18 protein-coding genes are annotated in these 19,509 nt (G+C 48.2%); 15 read left to right on the top strand and 3 right to left on the bottom strand.

What is annotated here, in order from left to right:
* Nucleotides 1-91 precede the first annotated feature (91 nt).
* The 12 genes from thiM (at nucleotide 92) to EKM71_RS03075 (ending at nucleotide 10,394) form a co-directional block, all read left to right on the top strand.
* Nucleotides 92-892 carry a hydroxyethylthiazole kinase gene (gene thiM, locus EKM71_RS03020; protein WP_125573196.1) on the top strand — a complete coding sequence of 267 codons (801 nt, stop codon included), beginning with the start codon at nucleotides 92-94 and terminating at the stop codon, nucleotides 890-892.
* Between the two features lie 6 nt (nucleotides 893-898).
* Complete coding sequence (gene thiD / locus EKM71_RS03025; protein WP_125573197.1) at nucleotides 899-1,711, top strand: bifunctional hydroxymethylpyrimidine kinase/phosphomethylpyrimidine kinase; 813 nt, start codon at nucleotides 899-901, stop codon at nucleotides 1,709-1,711.
* A 2-nt stretch (nucleotides 1,712-1,713) separates the two neighbouring features.
* Nucleotides 1,714-2,370, top strand: a complete 657-nt coding sequence (gene thiE, locus EKM71_RS03030; protein ID WP_125573198.1) for a thiamine phosphate synthase — start codon at nucleotides 1,714-1,716, stop codon at nucleotides 2,368-2,370.
* Between the two features lie 530 nt (nucleotides 2,371-2,900).
* Complete coding sequence (locus EKM71_RS03035) at nucleotides 2,901-4,205, top strand: Y-family DNA polymerase (protein ID WP_191986162.1); 1,305 nt, start codon at nucleotides 2,901-2,903, stop codon at nucleotides 4,203-4,205.
* Nucleotides 4,198-4,506 carry a hypothetical protein gene (locus EKM71_RS03040; RefSeq protein WP_225417981.1) on the top strand — a complete coding sequence of 103 codons (309 nt, stop codon included), beginning with the start codon at nucleotides 4,198-4,200 and terminating at the stop codon, nucleotides 4,504-4,506. The genes EKM71_RS03035 and EKM71_RS03040 overlap by 8 nt, the downstream gene beginning before the upstream one ends.
* Nucleotides 4,507-4,520: 14 nt before the next feature.
* Complete coding sequence (locus EKM71_RS03045; RefSeq protein ID WP_125573201.1) at nucleotides 4,521-4,910, top strand: hypothetical protein; 390 nt, start codon at nucleotides 4,521-4,523, stop codon at nucleotides 4,908-4,910.
* 27 nt (nucleotides 4,911-4,937) lie between these two features.
* Nucleotides 4,938-5,312, top strand: a complete 375-nt coding sequence (locus EKM71_RS03050) for a hypothetical protein (RefSeq protein WP_125573202.1) — start codon at nucleotides 4,938-4,940, stop codon at nucleotides 5,310-5,312.
* Between the two features lie 443 nt (nucleotides 5,313-5,755).
* The gene (locus tag EKM71_RS03055) at nucleotides 5,756-7,051 is read left to right on the top strand and encodes a PTS transporter subunit EIIC (protein WP_125573203.1); all 1,296 of its coding nucleotides are present in this window, start codon (nucleotides 5,756-5,758) and stop codon (nucleotides 7,049-7,051) included.
* On the top strand, nucleotides 7,041-7,940 hold the full coding sequence (locus EKM71_RS03060) for an alpha/beta hydrolase (protein WP_125573204.1): 900 nt from the start codon (nucleotides 7,041-7,043) through the stop codon (nucleotides 7,938-7,940). Before EKM71_RS03055 ends, EKM71_RS03060 begins: the two co-directional genes overlap by 11 nt.
* A gap of 42 nt (nucleotides 7,941-7,982) precedes the next feature.
* Nucleotides 7,983-8,840, top strand: coding sequence for a LysR family transcriptional regulator (locus EKM71_RS03065; RefSeq protein WP_125573205.1), 858 nt, complete (start codon nucleotides 7,983-7,985; stop codon nucleotides 8,838-8,840).
* 328 nt (nucleotides 8,841-9,168) lie between these two features.
* Nucleotides 9,169-10,014 (top strand): sulfite exporter TauE/SafE family protein, encoded by an 846-nt coding sequence (locus EKM71_RS03070; RefSeq protein WP_125573206.1) that lies wholly within the window; start codon nucleotides 9,169-9,171, stop codon nucleotides 10,012-10,014.
* Nucleotides 10,014-10,394 (top strand): DUF1634 domain-containing protein, encoded by a 381-nt coding sequence (locus EKM71_RS03075; RefSeq protein ID WP_125573207.1) that lies wholly within the window; start codon nucleotides 10,014-10,016, stop codon nucleotides 10,392-10,394. The genes EKM71_RS03070 and EKM71_RS03075 overlap by 1 nt, the downstream gene beginning before the upstream one ends.
* Before the next feature lie 253 nt (nucleotides 10,395-10,647).
* Here EKM71_RS03075 and EKM71_RS03080 read toward each other — a convergent pair whose 3' ends face one another.
* Complete coding sequence (locus EKM71_RS03080; RefSeq protein ID WP_125545074.1) at nucleotides 10,648-11,406, bottom strand: SDR family oxidoreductase; 759 nt, start codon at nucleotides 11,404-11,406, stop codon at nucleotides 10,648-10,650.
* Nucleotides 11,407-11,609: 203 nt separating this feature from the next.
* Between EKM71_RS03080 and EKM71_RS03085 the strand changes: the two genes are divergently transcribed.
* Nucleotides 11,610-12,830 carry a multidrug efflux MFS transporter gene (locus EKM71_RS03085; RefSeq protein ID WP_125573247.1) on the top strand — a complete coding sequence of 407 codons (1,221 nt, stop codon included), beginning with the start codon at nucleotides 11,610-11,612 and terminating at the stop codon, nucleotides 12,828-12,830.
* Between the two features lie 12 nt (nucleotides 12,831-12,842).
* A complete protein-coding gene (locus EKM71_RS03090; RefSeq protein WP_125573208.1) occupies nucleotides 12,843-13,514 on the top strand; it encodes a GTP pyrophosphokinase in 672 nt (223 codons plus the stop codon).
* A 102-nt stretch (nucleotides 13,515-13,616) separates the two neighbouring features.
* Here EKM71_RS03090 and EKM71_RS03095 read toward each other — a convergent pair whose 3' ends face one another.
* Nucleotides 13,617-13,823, bottom strand: a complete 207-nt coding sequence (locus EKM71_RS03095) for a DUF2929 family protein (protein WP_125573248.1) — start codon at nucleotides 13,821-13,823, stop codon at nucleotides 13,617-13,619.
* A gap of 248 nt (nucleotides 13,824-14,071) precedes the next feature.
* On the opposite strand from EKM71_RS03095, the gene EKM71_RS03100 reads away from it, so the two are divergent.
* Nucleotides 14,072-15,265, top strand: a complete 1,194-nt coding sequence (locus EKM71_RS03100; protein WP_125573209.1) for a cation:proton antiporter — start codon at nucleotides 14,072-14,074, stop codon at nucleotides 15,263-15,265.
* Between the two features lie 1,280 nt (nucleotides 15,266-16,545).
* On the opposite strand, the gene EKM71_RS03105 is transcribed toward EKM71_RS03100, so the two are convergent.
* A complete protein-coding gene (locus EKM71_RS03105) occupies nucleotides 16,546-19,248 on the bottom strand; it encodes a YfhO family protein (RefSeq protein WP_125573210.1) in 2,703 nt (900 codons plus the stop codon).
* Nucleotides 19,249-19,509: the final 261 nt, after the last annotated feature.

Here is a 19,509-nt window from a genome sequence, read left to right on the forward strand (position 1 = left end):
ACCCACATTGTGAGCTGGTAACCCGTCTTTTAGATCTCTAAGGACGAGTTGTAAGGAGTGGCCCGATCAGACCTAAGGGGGAACAAGACTTATGAAATTAGCCTTGCTAGAAACGCTGCGTCAACAGAATCCAATTGTGTTTAATATTTCAAATTTTGTTACGGTTCAGGACGTCGCGAATGGGTTGAATGCCTTGGGGGCATCACCCATTATGTCTGAGGAGGTTGCTGAGGCCGAAGAAATGGTCGGCTTGGCTGGAGCCGTTTGCTTGAACCTAGGGGCGTTCACGCAGGGACAGATCGAACAGATTCGTACCGTGGGTCGGATTGCTAATCAGCAACGCAAACCCCTCGTGATTGATCCGGTGGCTGTAGGCGCAATCAGCTATCGTCGAGAGGTCGCTGAGGATCTGTTAGCTGACTTCCACCCGGATGTCATTCGGGGAAATGCTGGGGAAATTGCGGCCTTAGCCGGTGTTGCGTGGCAGGCTAAGGGAATCGATGCTGGTGAGGGTGATGGCGATCTTGTTGCCATCGCTACGGCTTGCGCAAAGAAGTTAGCCTGTGTCGTGATTCTTTCAGGACCTACCGACGTCATTACCGATGGTGATCGGGTAGTTAAAGTGATGAATGGCACGTCTTTATTCCAGGTCCACGTGGGCTCTGGCGATATGCTATCAAGTATCGTTGCGGCTTTCTGTGCCGTGACCTCAGATTATTTTGAAGCGGCCCAAACAGCCTGCATGGTCTTCGCGGCCATCGGCCAGTTAGTGGTCCACCGGCAGCCCCAAGTGGCGGCCGGTAGCTTTACCGTTCAGTTGATGGACGGGTTACAAATGACAACAGTGGCCGAGATTGAAGAGATCGCGGCCTACCAGTTGGAGAAGGGATGAGTTAGTATGGCAAATGAATTTCCACAGACCCTGACGATTGCAGGAACGGACAGTGGTGGCGGGGCCGGTGTCATGGCCGATCTTAAGACGATGCAAGAGCGCAACGTCTTTGGGACCGCTGTCGTTGTTGCGGTGACCGCGCAGAATACATTAGGGGTTCAGGACTTCATGGCACTCCCCCAGAAACTAATTGATGAACAATTTACGTCATTGGCTGCGGATTTGAAAATCCGTGCCTGCAAGACGGGGATGCTGGCGGATGCCAGCCACGTTCATGGTGTGGTGGAAAATTTAAAAAAATTTGACTTTGGGCCACTAACGGTCGATCCAGTAATGATTGCTAAGGGTGGTGCAGCGTTATTGGCTGACGATGCCGTGGCAACGGTTCGTGATGAATTGCTTCCATTGGCTGATGTGTTAACACCTAATTTACCGGAAGCTGAACGATTGACAGGGCTGACGATTGACAATGAGACGGACATGGAAGCTGCTGCAGTCGCTCTGCGGAATCTAGGGGCCAAGAATATCGTGATTAAGGGTGGTCATGGGGATGCTAGCGTTGCCCGTGATTTCGTTTTACTTTTAGATGGTCGGTCGTTTTGGTTGGAAGCGCCACGCGTCGAAACCGTTCGGACACACGGAACGGGGGACACATTATCGTCTTGTATTACGGCGGAGTTGGCAAAGGGCCAAGATTTTGAAACGGCTATTCGAATTGCGAAACAATTTGTGACGGCCGCCATTGTTCATCCGATTGCGGTTGGCAATGGTCACGGACCATTGAACCATTGGGCTTATCGGCAGGGAGGCGCTGAATAGCGATGTCAGTAACGTTCGAATCAGGATTATTAAGAGCTTATTTTGTAGCGGGCAGTCAAGATGTTCCTGGTCGGGATCTGCGAGATGTGCTCGCAACCATGCTTAAGGCTGGAATCACGGCCTTTCAATTCAGAGATAAGGGTGCCAGTACCTTAACGGCAATGGAACGGGTTGCCTTGGGTCGCGATCTGCGGGAGCAATGCCGCACAGCGAGTGTGCCTTTTATTGTGGATGATGATGTGGATTTAGCCTTGGCACTACATGCCGATGGGATTCACGTGGGTCAGAGCGATGCCGGGGTTCAACAGGTCCTGGATGCGGTTAAACCGCGCGACATGTTTGTGGGATTGTCGTGTTCAACATCCGAAGAAGTTGTGGCAGCCAATCGGGTGGCGGGAATTGCTTATCTAGGAAGTGGACCTATCTTTCCGACGACCTCGAAGGCCGATGTCGATCCGGTGATTGGAACGGCAGGGTTAGCCAAGTTAGTCGAACAATCCCGAGTTCCCGTCGTGGCCATTGGTGGTCTGACGGTGGACACGATGCCGGCTGTAGCAAACACTGGTGCCGCAGGAGCAGCCGTGATTACCATGCTCACGCGGAGTACGGATCCAGTTGCAGCGGTGACTCAGATGCGTCAGGCATTTACGCCGGTTTAAATCAGTAGCTAAAAAGGACGGTCGAAATTTTTTCCGACCGTTCTTTTTATGTGCGATAACGCGACAATTAATGTCCAAATTAATCGGTACGACAACTGATAACAATAAGATTTTAGTTACACTTGCAATAAAATGTAACATATATGTAATAAATTAATTTTTAACCAAAAAACAGAAACAGTCTAACCGTTTTTAAGTGCGGCAAGACTGTTTCTGCTTTTAAAAAGTTGAGGAAGCTAGTTGACTAGGGCTAACTTCACAAGTACATTCTATCACGTTGATGGGGTAAAAGCTACCTGTTAAACCAAACTATTTTAATTAAGTTATCAGAGGATTCAGTGGCTGAACTGTGAGGAGCCTGTCCGCGGTTGGTTAAGTGAACTAGTTTACAGAGTGAGACTGATTTTGGCTGACCATCTCTAAGTGTGCGCGGTGCCTTAATTTTCCGATTATCACTGAATTTATTCGAAAAAGAGCTTGCTTTATCGAACAAACGTTCGTATAATAAAAGCAATTATTGACGGGAGGTGATGGCGATGGATTACCGACAAGAACCGCATGGCATGTTTCTGATGATTGATAACAAATCCTTTTATGCTAGCGTCGAGAGCGTTGAACGCGGGCTAAATCCCTTGAAATCAGTCCTTATTGTGATGTCTGAGGCGGACAACACAGGGAGTGGGTTGGTGCTGGCAGCATCACCAATGGCAAAAAAGGAATTTGGAATTAGTAACGTTTCACGCCAATATGAAGTTCCGCATGATTCACGAATTTTAGTCGTGCCCCCCAGGATGAATTTGTACATCCAAAAGAATCTGATGATTAATAAAATTTTTCGCCAGTTCGTCGCAGATGACGATCTTTTTCCCTATTCAATTGATGAATCCATTCTGGATATGACGCATTCCTGGCGGTTGTTTGGCAAAACACCGGAAGAGGTTGCCCGTCGGATTCAAGTGAAGGTTCGCCACGAGCTGGGACTCTATACCACGGTTGGGATCGGAGAAAATCCAATTCAGGCCAAATTGGCGTTAGACTTACAGGCTAAGCATGACGATGAGTTAATTGGTCGGCTGACCTACGATTCATTTCCGGAACATATCTGGCCAATTACAAATTTAGAAAAGGTTTGGAGCATTGGCCATCGCACGGCTGCCCATCTGAAGCGACTGGGCATTCACAGCATGGATGACCTGGCGCATGTGAATCCTTATGAGTTACGATCTGAAATGGGGACAATTGGGGCCCAACTGTTTGCTTTGGCGTGGGGCATCGATCGTAGCCAACTTCATCACATACGGCCACCCAAGGAGAAGAGTTGGAGTAACTCGCAGGTTTTACCGCGTGACTATCGAGTGCAAGCGGAGATTGAGTTGGTGATTAGAGAAATTGGTCAGCAGGTGACCTCACGGATGCGGCATCATCACCAGCAAGCAGGTTGTGTTAGTCTGTATATTGGTTTTGCGCGAGCGGACACGGAGAATGATGGACGAACTGGATTTGATCATTCTTGTCGGATTGCGCCCACTGATAATGCTCAGGAAATTGTGGTGACACTGCGCCATCTTTTTCGGAAGAACTGGGCGGATCAACCGGTGCGAAATATTGGGGTGGGGCTCTCGCGACTTAGTGATTGTCGGAATCTTCAGCTAGACCTATTTCAGGAACCTGAGCGTCAGATTAAAAATGATCAATTCGACCGGGTCATCGATGGTTTACGCGATAAGTTTGGGAAGACCGCGGTGATTCCAGCTAGTAGTTTGATGCCCGGGGGAACCATGTTACGGCGGGCTTCCCTAGTTGGCGGTCATAATGGAGGGAACAGTTTTGATTAATTGTGATCAAGAGGCCAGTATCATTGCAGATCGGCTGGATCCGTTATTCACGGCACAGTGGCATTGCCAGTATCGCATCGATATCGTCAACAACCAATATGGGTCAGCCTTTAACTTTTTTTTGGATATTCGGCACAAAGATCATCGGGAACGGTCGATTCCTCTGCATACGGTCCACGCCACGGATCTAGCTGTCTTGGAAAGAATTGTCGTAGCACTTAAAAAGCATACGCAACTGTCATTGAATTTTGTCAACTTTGGTCGTGTTCGTTGGCCTGAGAGTCAACGGTGGGTCCGTTGAGGAAGTGAAAGGCGATGTACTTACATCATGTGGATAATGATCGGCTGGCGAATACCTTTTTCCAACGGGATTATCACGACCGAGGCATGTTGAAATGGGGTGGCTTTTACCTGTCAGACCATACAAGCGCCCTTACGAAGATGCACGCGGCTGAACAGGTCGAACCCCTTCAGACGCGTCAAACACAGGATGAGGTCAGTCGGCGCTTAGCAACTGCCTGGCGGCGCAAGAAGTCCGTTCACCTCCAGCTAAATGTCTGGGATGCTAATCAAGTGGCAGTGACGGTCGATGGTCAAGTCGCGGGCGTGGATGAGGACCAAATTGTAATTCAGTTAGCGTCCGGGCGTTATCAGACATTGCAATTAGCCGCTATCCGCTGCGTATCGAGTGGAAATGCAGTATGATGGGGTAGTTATGAGGAGGTTAGTCAGATGGATTTTGTTGATCTGAAACCGATTGCGTTGCGTCATACACCGCTAGGTACGCGGGGACAGGCGCCTAAGGAACACGACTGGCAACTAGACTGGGATCAGCTGGCGGCTTTGATTCGGGATAATCAAGACGTCATGGCGGTTGTTCAGGCTGGGTTGGCCGAGGACTGGCTCAACACGCAAGGAACCATTTGGGATGAAGAAGTCGGTTATCATCGCTACCCGAATGATAATCGTGAGCCCGATGATACCGTTTTTTGGGCAGCTTCTACTTGGGCAACACCTGCAATCTTGGTGACTTTTCACAATGAATTGACGGCATCTTTTGCGTGCTACCGTGTTGGTCGTGATCCAGACTTCCATTATCTGGGATGAGAGTGCAGGACTAGCTGTGCTTATCCGTGCTCCCGGTCTGACCGGTCGTGCTGTCCCAACCACTTGGTGGCCAGAAAAAATCAAAATAAACGAGAAGAAGCCACCGAGAGATCCCGGTGGCTTCTTTTGTGGAGATTAAGTTATGGTAGGTTATGCCAGACAAACTGGTAGACAACCAGTTTGTCTCGGGGCCAGTATAACATTGCCACTGCCATTTGAGCAGTGTTTCGTTTGACTTATTGAGGTGGAATGGGCTTAATATAATAAAATTTATAGGTGTTGAAGTCCCCATCGTCGCATGAAGCTCGTATAATAAAAAGAAAGTGGACGGTGCGTGGTCATCAAGGACTACGTGATAACGTTTTGATTGGAAGTTAACGATAGTTGTTATGGAAAATCGTGGCTATCGATGACGTGATCAAGGCGCTTTAGGGGGAATAATAATGCGGGTATTATGGCGTTTGAATCAACGAATCAACCAATGGCGGGCCATGCGCGCCATCACGGAAGCCTTGCGGGTGGCTTACCCGTTTATATTAGTCATGGCTTTACTCGACTTTTTGGGCCAGGGGTGGTTGACGAAGACCGGTTTTTTCTATCAGATTTATCATGTTAAACAGTGGCTACCTGCCGTTGATTTGTGGCAACAGCTAGTCCAAGCGATTGGCATCGTCATTAATGGGTTAGTCGCGGTCATGGTGGCCTTTACCACGGGGCACTATTTGGCACGGACCTACCAATCTGATGCCTTGGCGGTTGGTATGACCAGTGCGCTGGCGTTTCTAACACTTAACGTGAATTACATGGCTTTGGGTGATCCCAATCGAAACAGTGCCACGGGCCCCTCACAATTTATCGAGGGTAACTTGGGGCCACAAGGGATCTTTTTGGCGATTGTCGTTGGTCTCGTGGTTGGCTGGCTAGCGAGCCATATGATGAAGAACCTTGGTCGTTGGTGGCTAGCCCATCGTCAAACCCCCTTGTCGTGGACGGGACGGATTGCGATGCCTCTCAGCCTCATTCTCCTGGTCACAGTCAGTATTGGGTACGCCCTGAGCTGGCTGAATACTGGTGGCTTGAATACCTTGGTCTATCTAACTTTTCAGGCCTTAAATACCAACCTGGGACACCATGGTCTGCGAATCTTAGCTGTGACGGCTATCAGTAATGGTCTGTGGTGGTTAGGACTGATTGGGCCCATTGACGTGGCCGGAAACAGTTCGGTGACCTCACTACAGAATTTGGCGTATGCCATCCAGCATGGCTCTGGATGGGGAGCCCCACATCCCATTACCTTACATACGTTAGGAGATGCTTATGCCAACTTCGGGGGTGCCGGGATGACCTTGGCGCTCATTATTGCCATCGGTATTGGATCACATCAGGCACGTTATCGCCGTGTGGCTGGGCAGACGCTATTGCCTAATTTAGTGAACCTTAACGAAGCAACCCTGCTGGGATTGCCGGTACTTTTCAATCCTATTTTGTTGATTCCGTTTGTCCTGGCACCAGCCGTCAATATTGCGGTGGCCTGGACCGCGATTTCGTGGAAATTAGTGCCACCGATCGTCTATCCGGTTCCACGGACGACACCGGGGCCACTCGTAGCTTTTCTGGGCACGGGGGGTGACTGGCGAGCACTGGTCTTGAGTCTGGTCTGCTTGACCTTATCCGTCCTCATTTACCTGCCATTCGTCCGGTTATTGAATCTGCAAGGGGGTGTGGACCATGCGGCATAGTTGGTGGCGCTGGCTAGTCTTAGCAATTGTCATTGTGGCGGTCTTTGTACCTAGTCAGGCCTGGCTATCCAAACGGATCAGCCAATATAAATCAGATTATCGAACGCCATTAAATCCCATCATTATGGTGCCGGGATCAAGTGCCAGTCAAGATCGGTTTGATACGTTGATTACGCAGTTGCGGCAAGAAACTAAGGTGCCACACAGTGTTCTTAAGGTTAAGGTCATGGAAGACGGTCAGTTATCCTATACTGGGAGTATCAAACGAGGCGATAACCAGCCGTTCATTGTGATCGCCTTTGAGAACAATCGCGATGGTTACACGAACATCGTGAAGCAGGCCGCCTGGTTGAACCTAGCCTTTAAGGACTTGGTCAAGACCTATCGGTTTAATCACTTCTCCGCATTGGGTCACTCCAATGGGGGACTGGCCTTGAGTCTTTTCATGGAAAATTATTTACCTCAGATTAAGTCAGTCACAGCCGATAAACTCATGACAATTGCGACGCCTTACAATATGGAGTCGACTAGTACGACGACACAAACAGCAATTTTAAAAGATTTGATTAATGGCCGCAAGAACCTGCCTAAAAATCTAATTGTCTACTCCGTTGCGGGTTCTGAGACGTATTCGAGTGACGGCACGGTACCGGCTAATAGTGTCAACCAAGGCAAGTACGTCTTTCAAAATCAAGTTGCACATTATACCCAGATCACAGTGACCGGGGATAATACGACGCATTCGGATCTGCCGCAAAATCGACAAATTGTTCTCCTGATTCGACAGTACATCTTGCAAGAAGTCTTGCCGGCTAAGGATCGCTACACACCGCCGACCAAACAGTCACGGAATGCTAATTCAGATCCCGGTGAAACGGGTCTGCCATAGACTTTGGTATAATAATTGTAAAACGAAACGGATGTGATGGTGGTGAATTTTCGACAACTCACATATTTTTTGGCAGTGGCACAGGCCGGTCAAATCACGTCTGCGGCTCAGCAGTTGCATATCGCCCAGCCGCCACTTAGTTATCAGATTAAGCAATTAGAGGTCGAACTGGGAGTGACATTGTTCAATCGCTCCGTCAATGGGGTGACCTTAACACCAGCGGGGCAACTGCTTCAGGATTATGCACAACAGTTATTGGATTTGCGTTCTCAGGCTGATAGCCAAGTTAAGGCCTTGGGCCAAGGCCTGGCAGGGACATTGGCAGTTGGAATGGTGTCTTCATCCATTGGGGCTACACCCAATGCTAAGCTGCAAACATTGACACGGCATTATCCCAAACTTCAGATTCGCCTAGTGGAGGATAACACCTATGGTCTTTTGGACCAGCTACGAAAGCGGTTGATCGACGTGGCTATCGTTCGAACACCCTTCAGTGCGCCAGATTTATCCAGCAAGCCGCTGGCTAGTGAGGCCATGGTAGCGGTCGTCCCGCGCAAATATGACCATTTCCAGACCGCAACGCTGCGGGTCGAAGACGTGGCGCAAGTGCCTTTGATTATCTATCGGCGCTTTACCCATATTTTTGACAAAACCTTCGCGGAGAAGGCTCTGACACCCTTCATCGCCTGTACCTGTGATGATGCACGGACGGCCGTTCAGTGGGCAGACGCCCGGATGGGGGTGGCGTTGGTGCCTCGTTCTGTGGCGGACCAGCTTAGTGGGGTGCAGACGACCATTTATCCGATAAAGTATCGGCCATGGCGGACGACACTTCAGGTCGTCTGGCCGGCTAACCGTGAGCCTAGCCCACTAGTTCAACGCTTCATTGACAGTTATTAGTCATATCTGAAATACAAATTACACGGCACTCCCATATTTATTTTGTATGGAAGTGCCGTGTTTATCTGTAACCGTTTTATTTCAAGTGGTGCCACGGTTTTAGGGGAATGGCTGTTTAGGGGATCGTGATCAGGGGTGGTAACACTCGATTGAGTGATTAATCACAATGAAAAAGAGTAACGTAGTATAAATGCTTCAATGTCAGGAACAAATATTGTGAAAATAATTCTTAAAGTTGCCACTAGGCCAGCTACACCGGCTTGCCTCGGCGTCAATAAAAGTTGATAATCAAGGGCGTAGATTGATTGACGAGGAGGAAATAGAGATCATGATCCAAACAGCCTTAATTATGATGGGGGTCGGTATCTTTGCCGGTATCGCCGGGTCGATTTTAGGCATCGGTGGTGGGATGATTATCACGCCCATCCTGACCCTGGGAATGGGTCTAAATATCAAATATGCCATTGGGGCCAGCATTATCGCTGTCATTGCGACCAGTTCGGGGTCGACAATTGCCTATTTGCGAGACAATGTGTTGAATTTACGGGTGGCGATGTTTCTGGAAATTGCGACGACCACTGGGGCCATTACCGGGGCTTTACTGACGGGGGTCTTGGATCCCAAGTACCTGTACCTGTTGTTTGGGTGCTTGTTGGTTTTCTCCGGGTGGAATATGTATCGCAAATTGCGGCGCGGACAGGAAGTTCTCCAACGTGTGGAACCCGATCGAATTGCGACAAAACTGAAGCTCAACGGAACATACTACGACAAAGCCGAAATGAAAAACGTGGATTATCAAGTTGAAAATGTGCCGGCTGGGTTTACCGTGATGTTTGGCGCCGGGGTTGCCAGCGGCTTGTTGGGAATCGGCTCCGGAGCCTTCAAGGTGATGGCAATGGATACCTTCATGAAGATGCCTTTGAAACCGTCGAGTTCGACGTCTAACCTGATGATGGGGGTTACCGCGGCGGCCAGTGCAACGGTGTACTTCTTTAACGGGTCGATTTTGCCCGGTATCGCAGTTCCGATGGCACTGGGAATTCTTGGTGGAGCCGTCATTGGCTCACGTGTCATGCAGATTTTGCCATCCCGTTGGATTCGAATCGTGTTCATTCCGATTATTCTCTACATTGGGCTGCAGATGCTCTTTAAGGGATTGGGGGTTCATTTCTAATGCAAGAAAAACAAACAGCAACGGCTAAAGAGATGGCACAGGTTGAAACGATTATTGGTCGGATTCTTCAGGTAGGGGTCATTGTTTCTGCTATTGTGATGTTGATTGGGCTAGTCATCTTCTTGATAACTGGCCAATCCGGTTATCCCGGAAGCACTATGCCGCTGAGTATGGGAGCGATCCTAGTCGGTACTTGGCATCTCAAGGCCTATGCCATTATGATGTTGGGAACGTATTGTTTGATCCTGACACCCGTTTTGCGGGTGATAGTTTCCATCTATGCGTTCTATAAGGAACGTGACCATCTGTACGTGGCGATTACGACTTTGGTGCTGCTCATCTTACTTTTTGCCTTGTTTATCGGGGTTCATGGCGATTAAATTTGAATCGGTGGCGTTGGTGGAAAACTCTGCCAACGCCTTTTTATTTTGATTGTTTTAAAATACGGGGACTTAGAGGTAAATGACCTGATAATACCTCTAGTTCGAGGGTCGGTGTTCAAGTTTACCGGGTAGTTCAATCAGCGCAACTAGCCGGTGACAGTCCTAGAAACCGCGGCAACCAGTAGACTTATCTCAAAAAGAAAAAGGGCGACCGTATTGAACGGTCGTCCTTAAATTTAAAATGATTGGTTTATTGAGCGGTGTAACCACCATCAACAACGAATTCTGAACCAGTAGCGAACTTGGATTCGTTAGAGGCAAGGTAAACACAGATGTAGGCGATATCGTTAGGTTCACCGATGTGGCCCATTGGCGTCTTGGTACGAGCTGACATAGCAGCCTCGGCACCTGGAAGATCGTCAACTAATGGCGTCTTGATGTAACCTGGGTGAACAGTATTAACACGAACGTCATAGTCCTTCAAGGCACAGTCGATAGCGGCTGACTTGGACATGATCCGAACGGCACCCTTAGAAGCGTTGTAAGCTCCTAAGTTAGGGTCACCAACGAAGCCTTCGATTGAAGACATGTTGATGATTGAAGCGCCGAGGTTCTTATTCTTCATCCGTTGGATACCAAGACGGGTACCGAAGAATACACCGTCTAAGTTAACGGCAAGTTGTTGTTTCCATTCGGCAGTCGTCGTGTTTTCAACACTCTTGTTAACGGCCATACCGGCATTGTTAACGATAGTTGATACGGGGCCAAAGGCTTTTTCCGTAGCATCGAATAACTTAACCCAACCGTCTTCATCAGTTGCATCGTGTTGGAAGAACTGGATAACGTCAGAACCGCCGACACTCTTAGCAGCCTTTTCGCCGACGTCAGCGTGACGACCGGTAATCATAACCTTGGCGCCTTCTTCAACGAACTTGTTGGCAACAGCCAACCCAATTCCTAAAGTACCACCTGTAACAATTGCAACTTTACCATCTAAACGATGAGCCATCTGTAATTACCTCCTGAATTGTAAGTGAATGTTGTCACATGTCTATGGCTCTATTATGTAACAAAACGATCAAAAATGCTAGTCATTTTGTAAATTTTTTTCATTTATTTTTTAAATGGCTAAAAAGTTCGGGAACAAAAAAGGTGTGCTAAACTGGGTATCAAGGCGTTTTGAGAGATAAAAGTAGAGAGGCGATTGACATCGTGGGCACACAAAAGAATGACCAATGGCGGCGAAATTTAGCTGTTTTATGGCTAGGAACCTTCATAGCTGGCATGGGGTTTAGTGAAATCATGCCATTTCTATCGTTATATGTAGATGGCTTGGGGACATTTACTCAGGGACAATTGACGATGTACAGTGGGGTCACGTATGCCGTGACCTTCTTCGTCATTGCCTTGGTGTCCCCATTGTGGGGCAAGCTGGCAGACCAAAAGGGGCGTAAAGTGATGCTGCTACGGTCCTCTCTGGGGATGGCCGTTGTGATTGGACTAATGGGATTTGTAACGACTGTTTGGCAACTTATTGGTTTGCGATTCTTGCAAGGCTTCTTTGCGGGCTATATTCCCAACGCTAGTGCCTTGATTGCGTCGGAGACGCCGCGAGAAAAGAGCGGTAACGCGTTGGGAATTCTCACGACTGGTTATGTCAGTGGTAATTTGATTGGCCCTGTTCTTGGCGGTATTCTCGCACAGGTTTTCTCCATTCGTTGGACGTTTATTCTGACCGGGATTTTTTTAACGATTGTCTTCTTTCTTAGCGCGACGTTAGTGCACGAGCATTTTACGCCAGTGAGTCGGGCACAACAGGCTCGTCAGGGGAGCTGGCTGAAACAAGTTCAGAACCCAAAGTTAATTTTGGTGTTACTGGTTTCAACGATGATTATTCAAATGGGAAACAATTCCATTACCCCAATTATTAGTCTGTATGTGAAGCAGTTGATGCACAACGTCGGTCCAATTACCTTGGTTGCTGGGATTGTTGCGGCGCTACCGGGTCTATCGACCTTGTTAGCGGCGCCAAAATTAGGCGAATACGGTGACCGTCATGGAACCAGTCGTGTCTTGGTTTTCGGCTATGTTTTTGCGGTCCTTATGTATTTTCCGCAAGGTTTTGTCAGCAGTGTCTGGCTACTAGGGATCTTACGGTTCATGATTGGGGTTTCAGACGGAGCGCTGTTTCCGGCCGTCCAAACCTTATTGACTAAGAATTCACCGCAGTCCTTGACGGGAACGGTTTTTAGCTGGAATCAATCATTTCAAGCCCTGGGGAGCATGTTTGGCTCCCTATTTGGTGGCGTTGTTGCCAATATGTTTAACTACAATGGGGTCTTTATTTTTACGGCTATCACGTTACTTGTGAACTTTGGCTTGTTGTGGTGGTTGGTCCCAGAGATTCGTCAATTTCGGCAGCAACACGCATAGGAGGAAATATAAGTGGCAAACGAAAATTTACCGACCTCGTTTCCAAACGACCCGACCTCGTTAGCGGCAGTTGATCGGTTTCGACAATTAATGTTGAACTATCGGAGTGCCGTGCGGGTGGTACGAACGAAGATTACATACTTGGATCAGGAATACCAGATCCAGCATGGGCATTCACTGGTTGACAGTCTTCAATCACGGATCAAATCGCCAGAAAGTATTTTGGAAAAAGTGCAACGCAAGCATTTAGACTTTAATTTGGCGACTCTGCCGGACCAGATGCATGATATTGCTGGTATTCGAATCATTGTCCGTTTTGAAGATGATATCGTGGCGATGGAACGGCGATTGGAAAAACAACCAGATATTCGGATTCTGAAACGTAAAGATTATGTCACCAAGCCTAAGGCTAATGGATATCGGAGTCTGCACCTGATTTTAGCTGTGCCGGTATTTCTAAATGCCGGGGTCGAAGCGGTTACGGTGGAGGTTCAGATCCGAACCATTGCCATGAACTTCTGGGCATCATTGGAACACGAACTCAACTACAAAAAGAATGTCGCGCATCAGGATGAACTGCGTCAGGAGTTAGTGGCGAAAGCCGAACTCGTTCACCAGCTTGATCAGGACATGAACGCGATTAAGAACCAGATTCGAGCGGATAATGACAGGTCGACCGAATAGTGGGGGGAGTTAGCAATCCCAGCTGTGCCTCAAGTTTTGAGCGCAAAATAAAAAACCCTGGCAAGTGCCAAGGCTGGTTTGTTGATCATGTTTATATTGACGTTACTTGGCACTTGAAGCTTGCTTACGGCCTTCGCGGTTCATGAACCAGATACCGTTCACTGCAACGAATGCTGCAACGGCTGTAATGGCACCAACAGTTATCCAATCATACGTCATTTTTTCTAGCGTACTTCCAATATAGCCGATGATTTCACCGAAAATAACGGCCCAAATAACCACGATCAAGTTAGAGAAAAACCACTTCACACGCGTCACCTCACAATCATTACCCATTTTAACACGTGCACCCGTGTTGCGGTAGTTAAGATTGTGTAAGCGGTTAAATAATTGTTGTGACAAGGCGGAGAGGTTGCGTATACGAGGGGATTTCTGTATAATACGCTGTAATTAAATTAAAAGACGGTTGAAGCGACTGCTTTCAAGAATAGTGTTTCCCTTGGGTTGGGGGGACCATCTTTGAAGCGGTCGTTTTTTTGTTGAAAAGGAGGCTACTCGTGAACTTATTAATGAGCTTGACACTGATTCTACTGGCAACGACTGTGGTGGGACACTATAGTACCCGCATTGGAATTCCAGCGGTAATTGGACAGTTGTTGGTGGGGGTTATCATTGGACCTGCGGTATTAGGCTGGGTCAGCCTGACCCATGTGTTGGAAAGCTACGCGGAGATCGGGGTTATTATCCTGATGTTTATTGCGGGGTTGGAAAGTGACCTGCAACTTCTGAAACGTTATTTGAAGCCCAGCGTCTTTGTGGCGCTGTTAGGGGTCATCGTCCCAATGATTGGAACGTACCTCGTGGGGATGGTTTATAACTTAGGCATGGTCGAGAGTCTCTTTATCAGTGTCATCTTCGCTGCCACATCGGTTTCCATCTCCGTAGAGGTCTTGAAGGAAATGAATGCCATGAGTAGCCGTGAAGGGACCACTATCCTTGGGGCCGCCGTAGTTGACGATGTTTTGGCTGTGGTCATCTTGAGTGTGCTAGTCTCGACGACCGGGACCGCTGTGGGTGGGAGTGGTGGCTCGAGTGACCTGCTTATCACGACCTTGGAACAGATTGCCTACTTTGCCGCTATTTACTTCGTCGTTCGCTGGGTGGCACCATACATGGCCAAGATTGGGGAACGGTTATTGATTCCAATGGGTCAAACGCTCATGGCCATTATCCTTTGTTTTGGGATGGCTTTCTTGGCTGAAGTTGTCGGTTTAAGTGACGTCGTGGGCGCCTTCTTCGCGGGGATCGCCATTGCGCAGACGTCAGCCTTGTCCACAGTCGATCGGCATATTGAACCCATTGGGTACGCGCTGTTTATCCCTGTGTTCTTCGTCAGCATTGGGTTGAACATGGACTTCCATGGCTTGGGTCATCAGACTGGGTTCATCGTGGTTCTGACCATCGTGGCGATTCTCACCAAGTTGTTGGGGGCCGGTGGTGGGGCCAAATTGGCCGGCTATTCCTGGGACAGTTCGGCTGCTGTTGGGGCCGGGATGGTCTCACGCGGGGAGATGGCCTTGATCATTGCCCAGATCGGATTCCAAGCCAAACTTATGTCACCGGTTCGTTATTCGGCCATTGTGGCGGCGATTATTATTGCCACGTTAGTTGCGCCATTCTTGTTACGGGTTACCGTTAACCGGGTTCGTAAGGGCGAAGCGGATGTCTCTAAGGTGCGTCCAAGTGCTTAGAATAAGTTAGTTTTCAAAGTAAGATACCATGAGGTCCAGTAACCAGCCATTTTGGGTAGTTGCTGGACCTTTTTGGTTGGACCATTAATCAGTCCAATATTGAAACTGGCTAGAACTAATCTAGAGTAAGTGGTTCCCCTTCTGGTTTGTCTGGTATTTGGGGCGAGTATTGAATGATTTGCTATGTGATATAATTTGAGAGCAGTGTGAGAATTGATGCAGAAACTAAAAAATATTTCCAAATGGGTAAATGGCATGTGATATGTCGGAAAATTAGGTGATCTTTTTTTGGAGGGAGGGATTGAAATGGCGAAAAGAGTGTTGCGATATTTGTTATTCTTGCTCTATGGGGTAGTTTCAATGGTGATTCTACTTACTTGGAACACGAAAAACGGTTGGACGGTTTCGATAACGCCATATACAGCATGGTTATTTTTTAGTTGGTTATTATGTTATCCATGGTTAAGGGAAAAATTAGGCTACTTATTCATTAAGAATGATAAGAGAAAGGGATCGTATGACCCCCATGATATGGATCGGCATCGGCAAGGTAAGTCAGTAAAACATAAAAATAGAGAATTGACAGCAAATGGTATGACGTCGTACCCGTGGCAATACGCAGTAGGGAGTACGCGAAGTATTGGTGAAATCTTTAGTCTTATCTACGTATTCTGTGAACATCTATTGATGAGTGCCTTACTAATCCTATTTGGCCCGCTTATCACGTGTACGTTGCTTCTAATCATCTTGTTCAAAAAAAGAAGGTCATGACTAGTCGATTGGAAGAACATTGCAAGGTGATTGACACAGACGTACTTAAAAGCCGTTAATTGTTGGCTTAAACTGAATGAAATTCCTGTAATATTTAATCGAAAAATCCATTCTCTTGCTGTTACCGCATGAATAGCAAGAGAATGGATTTTTTGATGTGGTGAAATTCCGATTGAAGTGGACACTGGAAGAATAGCCCATTATGACGCATTTAACGATCGCTCTGATCAGGGATGACGCTAGTGTTAACTGATACTTTTTATCAGTTCCTGGAACAGTGACTTTGAAGACTTGCGTTCTGGGTGTGGCTTCAAATCAAGCGAGAGAGAGGCATTCCACATAAGAGGTGAGATCCCAGATAGACCCCCTAATCATCTTATCGGATGGTATGATTTCTCGCCAAAATAGGCGAAAATTATCGAAGAGATTTCGTTAGTACTAAGTAGGAGGAAAGCAAGCGCCAAATAAAAAGCGTTCGGCAAGATGCACCGAACGCTCACTAAACAAATTTATTGATGACGTTGCCGAACGACGCGGCGCCATTCGCCCCCGAACCACAGGAGACCAAACAAGACGACACCGATAATTGACGTGATGATTCCCGCCTTTAAGCCCGGCGTCGTGTAATGGAAAACAACGTGGTTTCTGCCTGGCTTGAGTGGTACGGCCATCATTCCCGGATAATTCTTAATGACTGGCGTGATCGACTGGGCGTGCATGGCCGGTTGGACCTTGACCGCTCGACCATTGACGGTGGCATGCCATCCTGGCGCATTCGGTACGGAGAGGTAAAGGTAAGATCGTTGGGTGCTCCCAACAACGGTGCCAGATAAAGCGGTCACGCTGCTCTGCTTGGAGAGGTGGAACTGTTGCCGTCTTAGATGGGTGACGGCTTTTTGATATTGCGCTTGGTTCAACGAGACGAATTCGTTGCTGTAACCAGCGGCTGGTGCCGGCGTGAGGTAGCTTACCGTCAGCACATCTCCCTTGTGATGGTAGCCTAAATTCATAACGTAGCGGTAACCATCGGCACGAACTGTGGGACCAGCTGCTTGACCATTAATGCGTAAGGTCGAGTAGATTAAGGTATTGGATGGTGAGAAGCCATGAAGCGTTCCCGTTGCGTTAACCTTGAGCTTGAACGTCTGCTGGTAACGTTGTTGGGGCAACAGGGTCTTCTTCGGCACGAGGTGCAAGTCATCGACGGTAGCGCGACGATTAAAGACATTGAGGACAGAGGCATGAGCCAGAGTGTCACTTGGTGCGCCTAAGGCGGTCAGAATGCGTTGCTGGTTACCCAAGGCATTCTGATCATCAAGCTGTAAACTGATAAGTTGTTTTGGAACGGCAAAGCCGATACCTACGAATGAGTTGAGCTCTGTGACCTTGGGATCTCGGTTGACGTTGACTCGGTATTTAACGCCGAGTAGTGTGTCGGTTAGGCTCGTACTACCCTGAGCACTGATTCGACGAACGTTGCTACTGAAGTAACCGAGGTCATTTTGGAAGACCCGGGCCGATTCCTCCAAGGTTGAAGAATAAGAACTCAGTCCCGCGTAGTCGAATAACAAGGGGTCATTGTAGTGGTTGTAAGCCTCATCGTAGGCTTTGCCGATCCGAGAATGTAGGAAGTCAGTTCGGTAGAAATTGGCCTTGGTCGAGGAAGCGTTGAACTGTTTCAACGTTGCCGTGTCGGCTTTAAAGTATTTTTCAAATTTTGTTTGGGATCCAAAGTCCATGCCGCGACTGGCCACCAGAAGGTTACCCCCGAGCTCACATGAGATTAGAAGGCCCATTAAACCGATACGAATAGGGCGCCACTCACTGATGAATAATAGCATGGTGTTGAGTAACAACAGTCCCAGGGCCCACCAAACCAGATGGAAGGGTGGCTGACTCTGTTGATAGAGGCTGGCGTCGTAGCTAGGAAGCATGAAGGCCCAGAGCCGTGGAAAGACGCGAGCAGATAGAAATCCGATGACGAGCAGGCCTGCTCCCCAGACTAGCGCGAGGACCTTTTGCGGATCATTCATGGTCTGATCGGGGTGCGTTTGCCAAGCACGGTAGGCAATGATCAGTGCGAGAAAAGTGAAGAAGTAGACGTTACGGAATGGAAATCCGGCTGGTTGTTGGAGCATGTGCCAGATGGTATTGAATAGCGTTAAGAAGAGTCCAAGACCCATCGTGATCAGTAGCCACATCGCTCGGTGCTTTTCGATTGACTGGACCTTGGGAGAGACAAAGTACACGATGAGTAACAGGAACATCAGGGTTCCCATAAATAAGCTCGGTGCGTGGTATAGGTGTGAGACGAAAGTTGTTGTGCCAGGACCAAATTGGGCCAGAACTTCTGGGCCAAAGAGGGGGGTTGGCAGGAAGTTGGTCACAAAGAAGTTGCCTTTACCTGTCCGGAGCATCCCCATGGCGGTCGGAATCAAGACGACCATAGCCATCATTCCCGCTAGTAATGAGCCGATAATGAATTGACGGATTGCAGGGCGGTGGACACGCCAGATTTCCTTGAAGGAAGTGGCGGTTCGTTGATGTTCGATGATGAGGTAGGCAAAGTACAAGACGGAAAAAAGGCACGTCATATACCCGAGATAATAATTGGCTAAGATGGTAATCGTTAGGCTCAATGTGTAGAGGCCAAAGTGATGGACACTGACGATGCGGTGCAAGCCTAGCGCAACCAATGGCAACATGATGAGAGCGTCGAGCCACATGATGTCGTAGTCATACATCGCGACGAAGCCACACAAGCTGAAGGCCGTCGAGAACAAGAGGAGGGCCCAGCCACTCTTAAGAAAGGCTCGCCGCAGAAAAATAGCCATTGTGAGGCCGATCGTACTAATTTTTAAAATCATGATTAAGGCCACGGCGGTTGGCAACTGCGCAGCTGGTAATAGGAAGATGAGCACATTGTAAGGACTGATAACGTAGTAGGTCAATAGTGGCACTAAGCTGCTCCCCGTCCCCAGTGCGAATGAGAATAGATGGAACTGACCATGTGAAATCGTAGATCGCAAGTACTCTAAAATGGGCACGTATTGTGCCCCGGTGTCGCTAAATAATAGGCTTCGATGACCAAATGGCGTAATCTTCAAATGCCAAAAGATCACACTGATGATAATCATGGGGATTAAAAATGCCCCCAAGTACACCCAGCGGCTGACGCGAGCCTGCGCTAGCGTGTCACGATGCTCTTTCATGAAAACCCCTCCGTTGTTAAATGGACAAAATGTCTGACTTTAATAGAATAACACGCACCTTGTCCTGATAAAAGTTTACTCCAATTTTCGGGCATTATATGGGAGAACGTGCTAAAATTCGAATTAACCGTGTGTTTGGTAAGGCGAATGACTTAAGGTTACGTTATCGTTCGTCACGTAGACTATGTCATTAATAGTAAAAGTGTATTCTTAATGCCACCTACGGTCACCAGACGCCTCCCTGTGGGGAGTGTCTTTTAA

This window comes from Levilactobacillus huananensis (genome assembly GCF_003946145.1).
Classification (GTDB): Bacteria; Bacillota; Bacilli; order Lactobacillales; family Lactobacillaceae; genus Levilactobacillus; species Levilactobacillus huananensis.

Excerpts from the sequence above, each read along its gene's own strand:
- thiM (WP_125573196.1), top strand. The coding sequence starts at position 92 with ATGAAATTAGCCTTGCTAGAAACGCTGCGTCAACAGAATCCAATTGTG.
- thiD (WP_125573197.1), top strand. The coding sequence starts at position 899 with ATGGCAAATGAATTTCCACAGACCCTGACGATTGCAGGAACGGACAGT.
- thiE (WP_125573198.1), top strand. The coding sequence starts at position 1,714 with ATGTCAGTAACGTTCGAATCAGGATTATTAAGAGCTTATTTTGTAGCG.
- EKM71_RS03035 (WP_191986162.1), top strand. The coding sequence starts at position 2,901 with ATGGCGATGGATTACCGACAAGAACCGCATGGCATGTTTCTGATGATT.
- EKM71_RS03045 (WP_125573201.1), top strand. The coding sequence starts at position 4,521 with ATGTACTTACATCATGTGGATAATGATCGGCTGGCGAATACCTTTTTC.
- EKM71_RS03050 (WP_125573202.1), top strand. The coding sequence starts at position 4,938 with ATGGATTTTGTTGATCTGAAACCGATTGCGTTGCGTCATACACCGCTA.
- EKM71_RS03055 (WP_125573203.1), top strand. The coding sequence starts at position 5,756 with ATGCGGGTATTATGGCGTTTGAATCAACGAATCAACCAATGGCGGGCC.
- EKM71_RS03060 (WP_125573204.1), top strand. The coding sequence starts at position 7,041 with ATGCGGCATAGTTGGTGGCGCTGGCTAGTCTTAGCAATTGTCATTGTG.
- EKM71_RS03070 (WP_125573206.1), top strand. The coding sequence starts at position 9,169 with ATGATCCAAACAGCCTTAATTATGATGGGGGTCGGTATCTTTGCCGGT.
- EKM71_RS03075 (WP_125573207.1), top strand. The coding sequence starts at position 10,014 with ATGCAAGAAAAACAAACAGCAACGGCTAAAGAGATGGCACAGGTTGAA.
- EKM71_RS03080 (WP_125545074.1), bottom strand. The coding sequence starts at position 11,406 with ATGGCTCATCGTTTAGATGGTAAAGTTGCAATTGTTACAGGTGGTACT.
- EKM71_RS03105 (WP_125573210.1), bottom strand. The coding sequence starts at position 19,248 with ATGAAAGAGCATCGTGACACGCTAGCGCAGGCTCGCGTCAGCCGCTGG.